Source organism: Halalkalibaculum sp. DA384, assembly GCF_043951955.1.
Lineage (GTDB): Bacteria > Bacteroidota > Rhodothermia > Balneolales > Balneolaceae > JAMQKA01.
Genome location: NZ_JBINJE010000062.1, coordinates 1 through 7,568, shown reverse-complemented (window position 1 = coordinate 7,568; position 7,568 = coordinate 1). Strand labels below are relative to the sequence as shown.

5 protein-coding genes are annotated in these 7,568 nt (G+C 47.0%); all 5 read right to left on the bottom strand.

Annotated elements, in window-relative coordinates:
* Nucleotides 1-829: 829 nt before the first annotated feature.
* The 5 genes from ACG2E4_RS18005 to ACG2E4_RS17985 all read right to left on the bottom strand — a co-directional run bounded on the left by ACG2E4_RS18005 (nucleotide 830) and on the right by ACG2E4_RS17985 (nucleotide 7,568).
* A complete protein-coding gene (locus ACG2E4_RS18005; RefSeq protein ID WP_395277456.1) occupies nucleotides 830-1,306 on the bottom strand; it encodes a RagB/SusD family nutrient uptake outer membrane protein in 477 nt (158 codons plus the stop codon).
* Nucleotides 1,307-1,429: 123 nt separating this feature from the next.
* Nucleotides 1,430-2,587, bottom strand: a complete 1,158-nt coding sequence (locus tag ACG2E4_RS18000) for a RagB/SusD family nutrient uptake outer membrane protein (RefSeq protein ID WP_395277455.1) — start codon at nucleotides 2,585-2,587, stop codon at nucleotides 1,430-1,432.
* A gap of 30 nt (nucleotides 2,588-2,617) precedes the next feature.
* Nucleotides 2,618-6,010 (bottom strand): TonB-dependent receptor, encoded by a 3,393-nt coding sequence (locus tag ACG2E4_RS17995; RefSeq protein WP_395277454.1) that lies wholly within the window; start codon nucleotides 6,008-6,010, stop codon nucleotides 2,618-2,620.
* A gap of 256 nt (nucleotides 6,011-6,266) precedes the next feature.
* Nucleotides 6,267-7,301, bottom strand: coding sequence for a FecR domain-containing protein (locus tag ACG2E4_RS17990; protein ID WP_395277453.1), 1,035 nt, complete (start codon nucleotides 7,299-7,301; stop codon nucleotides 6,267-6,269).
* A 138-nt stretch (nucleotides 7,302-7,439) separates the two neighbouring features.
* Nucleotides 7,440-7,568 (bottom strand): sigma factor-like helix-turn-helix DNA-binding protein, encoded by a 129-nt coding sequence (locus ACG2E4_RS17985; protein WP_395262513.1) that lies wholly within the window; start codon nucleotides 7,566-7,568, stop codon nucleotides 7,440-7,442.

The window sequence follows — 7,568 nt, the reverse complement described above, 5'->3', positions numbered from 1 at the left end:
GGCTCATACAGGGCCAAAAACAGCTCCCGGAACGAGGACCGGTCCCCCTCACGAATGCGCCGTACCCATTCGCTTACTCGTTCATCGCAAACATCAGACATATCCCCTCAATCCCTGGTTTTACGATCGGCAATTTAGATTTCAGATTAAATTATTATAAAAATCACTATCCATGATAACCATAGTAGAAATAGTAGTATGCTCATAATTTAATGGCAATGATGAAGTACATTGTTTCAACATAAAATTTTGAATATGGTCCCAGAAATGGAGAGGAATGCACAGTATTTATGAGAGTTTATAATATTCAAGAAATATCCACGTCCGAAAATTCACCTTGAGTAAAAACTTTTAATTAATAGAACTAAGTTATTTCACCCGTTCCAATTCAGGACATGACGAGTCCACTGCACGGACTGCCTGACGGTCGTACATAAGTAAACTTCCGCAAATTTTAACCTTGCAACAGTAGCAGTAGTAACGTCTTCTTCCTGATACTTATGTCGGTACCGCGTGTTCCTCAAATTGATGTGAGTTAGACATAAGACCCGGATATTTCAATAAGTTGGCAAAAATACATAACTGCTATCACGGAAATCGTCCGCTCACATTCCGCAAAGGGATTTGGGCACCTTAAAGGAGAGAGTTCTCATTAATGCTTTTTAAACGGTTATCCGATGCTCACATAACATCTAAATATACCCCACACTTAAATGGGTACACTTGCTTTAAATTAAAAGTGATGCCTGAATTATATCGTGCCCAGCAAGTGGCATCTACAACTCAGGCATCATTAGAGATCCAAATCGTCCTTTTTTGAATGGTTACATCAGTAGCCGGGATTCTGAGTATATACTCCTTCTGACAGATTCAGCTGTTCTTGCGGAATAGGCCGGTATTCATCACGGCCCGATTGAAATTCAGCGACACTCAGCCACTGCCGTCGTTCTCTTTCTTTTTCGAAGTAATCGTTCATGACCTCTTCGGCGATGCCCCACCGTACAAGATCAAAGAAGCGCCGCCCTTCCATGGCCAGTTCCAGACGTCGTTCCCAGCGCAAAGCCTTTCGGGCATTCTGCTGGGTCCAATTTATATTTACCCCGTCCTGATACGTTTCAATGTTATAGTCCAGGGTCGGGCTTCCATCCGTAAATGTCAGCATTCCCGTACTGTTGGAAGCACGCTGCCTTATCTGGTTAATTATTGGTAAAGCTTCATCGTGTCGTCCAAGTTCTATAAGTATTTCAGCTTTCATCAACAGAACTTCATCGTAACGTACTACGGCCTGGTTTTTAGAATTATGCATCCAAAAAAGATCTACCAGACCCGGGCTGTCCGTTCTCACATTCTCTTTCAAGGAATGGAAATATCCATAGACATCAGGTTGTCGTGAACCGGCACTGTCAAAGAGAACCGGATTCTGTTGATTCTAATATTTCCAGGGAAGGCCGGGAATGGCTACCGTATGTCCTATTCGGGGATCAAACGTGTTATTGGAGAAATAGTTGTTATAGCTCCCTTGAGCTGATTCATCATTAAACGTATCGAACATCGGCAAACCATTTTGATCCACCTTGAATGCATTTACCATGTTAAAAGACGGTTTGTGGAAGTCGCAGCAACTAAAATAGGGAGACCACCAGGGAGTGGTAAGAGAATTTCCTTCATTCAGGTTACCATTCGGTGTCCCGTCATCTGTAGAAAATTGCAACTCCCACAACACTTCCGGCGATTGGTTATCCCACTCGTACATAAAATTATGGGCAAAATCTTCTGCCAGGCTATACTGGCCACTATTAATGATTTCATTAGCGTAGGTTAGAGCCTCTTCAAGCCTGCTGGTATTAATATTTGTCAGCTGGTGATTGTCATCCTGCGGATAGGCCATCCAAAGCAGGGTTTTTACGATAAAAGCATCTGCCGTGGCTTTGTTGACCCGCCCGTCATCCTCCTGTGTTTCCGGCAGATTTTCACTGGCATATTTGAAATCGTCCAAGATATGCTGCCAGATATACATATCGTTTTCCGCATCAGGTCGCCTGTTGGGGATCTCTTCTATCTCCTGCTGGGTCAACCCTTCTGGGACGTATGGTATCCAGCGATAACGAATTTTAAGCTTGTAATGAAGCCATGCCCTGATAAAATGCATCTCTGCCAGGCGGGTGGTCTTGACGGGAAATTCGCTTTCGTCAACCTCTTGAATTTTAGAGATCGCTTCATTCGCTCTTGCAATACCGTGATAGCCATTTTTCCAGACCCCGTTGTTGTTGCCAATACTGCTGGAAACCAGTGAAAACGTCTCCATTTGGTACCATGGCGTTTGATCATCCAGTCCCCCGCCTCCTTTATACGCATCATCAGAGCGGACACTTGCTATCCAGGGATTTAATGACATAAACTCAGCACAACACGGCGAAGCTTTCGGGGTGAAAGCGTAGGCAGCAGTTACCAGTCCCTCAAGAGATTCGGGCTCGCTAACCTGCTCCTCGGTTACCACACCCTTGGGCTCGACATCTAACATGTCTCCACAGCTTGTCAATACAATAGCTGACAATACTACAACAAAATATGTTTTGAAGTTTTTCATAGCTAAATACAATTGTCGAATTAAAATTTTTTAGAATGTCACATCTATACCAGCAGAAAAAATTTGGGGCCGCATATACGGGTTGGAGTACTCACCGGCTTTCGTTGCGTTTTCTGGATAAGGTCCGGTATAGGCGTCATCTCCCCACCACTTTTTGATGTTGATGATGTTTTGGGCACTAACAAAAAGGCGCAGGTCTTCAGCCCCAATTTTGGACCTGACATCAGATGGAATTGTAAAACCCAGCTCAATATTTCTGAGCTTTAGATAAGCTCCCGACTCCATAAAGTAGGTCGAAAGTCTTCGCTCGTCATTTGCGTTCGACAGTGAGAGGGCGGGGATATCTGAATCGGGATTCTGTGGAGACCAGGCATCGAGCACGCGAGTTGAATGGTTGAATCCCGCCTGGGTCCAGACATTCCAGAAGTCACTATAGGTTTTCCAGTCGTTGCGGACGGTGTTGCCGAGAACTCCCTGCCAGAACATCGTAAAGTCCCAATTTTTATAATTGCTGTCGAAATTGACCCCATATATTAAATCGGGATCGCTGTTCCCTATCCATTTTCGGTCATCATTCCAGGTTATTTCTCCATCCCCGTTCAGATCTTTATACCGGATTCTTCCGAGTCCCTTACCGGTTTGTGCCGCGTGGGCATCCACTTCTTCCTGGCTTTTAAAAATACCATCGGCAACAAAACCGTAATAGGAATTGAGCGGTCTCCCCTGGATGTCGTCGTCAATGCCATTACCGCCGTAGGCAAACCTGACAGAATTGGGCAAATTATCAATCGTATTTCTGTTGGAACTCAAATTCAGGCCAATGGAGTAGTCAAATTCCATACTGGGGCTGTTCATGTAATTAACCTGGAATTCAACTCCCCTGTTAATCATGTCAGCGGCATTTACCCATTGCCCGGCCCCTTCTCCGGCTGCACCGAGGAAAGGGGGATAGAATAACATTCCATCGGTATCTTTATCGTACAGATCAATTGACCCTGTTAACTTGCCTTCATAAAAACCAAAATCCACACCCAGGGTAAACTGCGTTGTCTCTTCCCATTGCAGATCTTCATTTCCAGTTTGAATTTTTCGATACCCTGATGCGAGTTGGCCCGTTTGATTCCCCTCTATTGCATATGCTGTTGAGTAGTAATCGGCATCATAGTAGTTGAAGCGGGCATTCGTAGGGATGTTTGAATTCCCATTTACTCCCCAGCTCGCCCGAATTTTGAGCTCCGATATAATGCTATTATCTCCAATAAACTCTTCATTACTCAGTCGCCATCCCACACTCGCTGCCGGGAACAGTGCATATCTGCTGTTGGTACCAAAGACTGAGGCGCCATCATAACGCACTGTAGCTGAAAGCAGGTACCTGGAGTCAAAATTGTAGTTTACTTTTGAAAAGTATGAGACCATTGACAACTCATCTCCACTACCGTTTGCGCTTAAATTTCCAGTAGCTGTATTCAGAAAAGCGTAATCCCGGTTTTCGATCTCAATATCCTGCCGGTAGGCATTAAAATTCTGGGAACTGTTTTTAAATATCTCTATACCTCCCACCAGGCTGATATCATGGTAATTGCTGAAGGTCGTATTGTAATTCACCGTGTTAGTCAGGGTCATATCCAAATTGTGGTAGTAATTATTGGAGACCCCATTCTGTGTATCCTGTTTACCTCCGCCCTCTTGCCAGGTATAATCTACGTGCCTGAAATAACCATCAGTATAGTCCATTCCGGCCTGTGTTTTAAACAGAAGATTTTCTACCGGAGAAAACTCAACAAATACACTCCCCACCAACTTTGACTGGTTGTTCTTGTTATCTTTGCCGATGGTCAATTCCCTGACCGGGTTGTTATAATCGTCCATACCATAGTAATACGATGTTCCGCCCCATTCACCGGTATTGGTACGAACAGGAACAATGGGCGGCATAATAAGCATATTGCGAATGGAGCCGTTTACCCCGCTTCGAAACGTTTTGTGGGATAATGACACATTTTCTCCAATACGCAATACATTATCTATCAAATTAAAATCCGTGTTCAACCGAACAGTATAGCGGTCCAGCCCGCTATGCATGACGGTCCCCTCATTTTGGAAAAAGTCAGCAGAAAACATGGTCCTGGAATTTTCAGTTCCGGTTGAAACGGTAATTTGATGTTTTTGACGAAGGCCCGTTTGCAGTACCTCGTCAAACCAATCCGTATCTGCAGAAGGCATGGTCTGTTCCGGGTTTAGCCACTCCCGCGGTGTCACACTATTCAACTGGGCCAGGCCATCGCTGTTTGTGCTCCAGTCATAGGAGTAAAGCTGTGTTTGCTGATCCGGATCCAGTCCATCATTAATAGCTGCACGCCACAGTGCTTCTCCGTATTGTTGCGTATTAAGCATGTCTGGCCGGTTCATTATGCTGGATCCGCCAATCGACCCGCGATAATTGATTTCGGTGTCTCCTCTTTGTCCTTTTTTGGTTTCTACGAGTATGACACCGCTCGCCGCTCTTGAACCATAAATACTCGCCGAAGCTGCATCTTTTAAGACCTGAATTGAAGCTATATTTCCGGAATTCAGATCATTCAGATTAAGCTGGGTAGGCATCCCGTCTACCACAATCAGCGGGGGATTGGCATTTACCGATGTTATACCTCGTATTTGAATCTCCGCATTGCCAACCGGATCTCCGTCCGTTGTTATTTGCATACCGGGAACTTTTCCCTGTAATGCTTTCGATACATTGGAGTATTGATTGCCTTCTACCTCATCTGACTCAATTACCGATATTGAACCTGTCAGATCGGCTTTTTGCTGTTGCATGTATCCTGTTACAATTAGCTCTTCACCTGCTACAGCCTGTGGTTGCATTACGACTTCAAGCTGAGTCTGCCCATTAATCGGCATTTCCAGGGTCTGGTAGCCGATAAAAGAAAACATAAGTGTGTCCTGAAGGGAAGGAACATTTAACTCAAACCTGCCTTCCGCATCAGTAGAAGTACCGGTACTTGTTCCTTTCAGGATAATGTTAACCCCCGGAAGCGATTCATTCGTACTGGCATCAACAACTTGACCTGACACTGTCTCAAGCACCCCCTTTTTCTGTGGATCCGTCTTTGGGTTCCTGTTCATTATTACCAAATGCTTATTGGGAGAAACTGCAAACCGCAGCCCGGTACCCTCCAGTATCTTCCATAATGCGTGATTAACTGTAACCTGATTGACCTGAAGATTTATTTCTTCTTGTACAGGCACAAGCTGGGTGCTATATGAAAGCTTTAGCTCAGCTTCAGACGAAACTTTTTTTAAGGCCTGCTCCAGTGTCACTCCTTTTAAATCAAGACTTATAATCTTGTTAAGTAGTGATGAGGCCTGTATTTCTTCCGTTAGCTGTATATCACCATATTTTTTATCTGCACTAGCCATCTGGTCATCACCTTTCTGGGCAAAGGCCGGAATCACTAACAGCATCACCGTCAAACATATCGGTATAATCCTTTCCAGAATTTTCACCAAGTTGTTGTATCTATCCCAATTCATCATTAATCCTCTGTTTAGTTAATATTACTACTGGCTCCTTTTGCTATCTCCCTTTCAATCATCCCCTATTGCCGCCCCCTGTCCCGTCGTCCCCGCGCCCCGTGAGGGCCGTAGGGGTCAGCAGGGGATCTCAGGGAGAACCTCAATTACCGGTGGACTCACTGTCAGACTCGTACCGACTTCGGTCCCGAAAAGTGACAGCCCGTCGTTCCCGCGTGTAACTCATGTCGGTAGAAAGGGCCACAATACTGAGCACCTCCGTCATCGGTTCCCCGCTAAAACTCGCCGTCAGGCGGCGTTGTCCCAGCGTGGAATCGGCCAGGGTTATTTGTATGTCATACCAGCGCTCCAGCTGCCTACGCACCTCCAAAAATGGGGTATCCTCGAACACCAGCCGTCCTTCGGTCCATCCTAGGTACGGCTGCAGGTTCGCCTGCTCGGAGACCCTGGTCTCCCCCCCTGCCAGCAGTACGCCCACTTGGTTGCGGGTCAGCTGCCGGGCTCCGATACCTCCCGAAGGACGGCCCAGCTCCACCTTGCCCTCGGTCACTACCACCTGTACCCGGGCATCTTCCGGATATGCGCGAACCCCGAACTTTGTCCCCAGTACCTTGGTGTAGGTCCCCTGGGTGTGCACCAAAAACGGCTGATCCGGGTCCGGCTCCACTTCAAAATAGGCCTCTCCCTGCAGACGCACCTGGCGGCCCGACTGCAGGTAGTCGCCGGGAATCTGCAAACGACTGTCTGCATTCAACTGGACCCGTGTACCGTCGCCCAACCGAACCGTGGTCCGCTGGCCCCGTTCGGTCACAATTTCCTGGCTGGTCGCCACCGGTCCCGGAGGAGACTGCTCCCCGGCCGGAACCTGTTGGAAAAACAGGAACGCCACCAAGATCACCGCCGCCGCTGACAACCCGTACGCAATCATCCGGGCATAATCCCCGCCCCGGCTGGGTCGCTGCCGGACAGCAACCGGCACCATCCGGGTCTCGAACTCCTCCCAGGCCGCCCGTGCATCCACCTGCGTTTCCGGGGCCGGCTCCACCGACCAGATTCGTTCCAGCGAATTCATAAACTCTCGGTTGCGGGGGTCCGACTCCAGCCAAGACTCCACCTGCTGACGCTGTTCGGGGGTACATTCCCCTGTTAAGTATCTGTGCAGCAAATTCCAATTCATCGTATTATCTCTACATTTTCTTTGTCGCTTCTACTAATTAGTACAACTACAAAAACATCCACCCTGTAAAAAATCATTTGCTAACAATCCGGACTGCATTAAATACATTAAATGGATGTTGCCAAGCTTTACTACAGGCTAGCCTGATTTTGAAACAGGTGAATATGCACTAAGGGCTTCCCGCAGGAGTTTGAGGGCCCGGCTCATCTGCGATTCGACCGTCTTCGGGGAGATATCCAGCAGCCCGGCAATCTCGCGGTAGGTCAA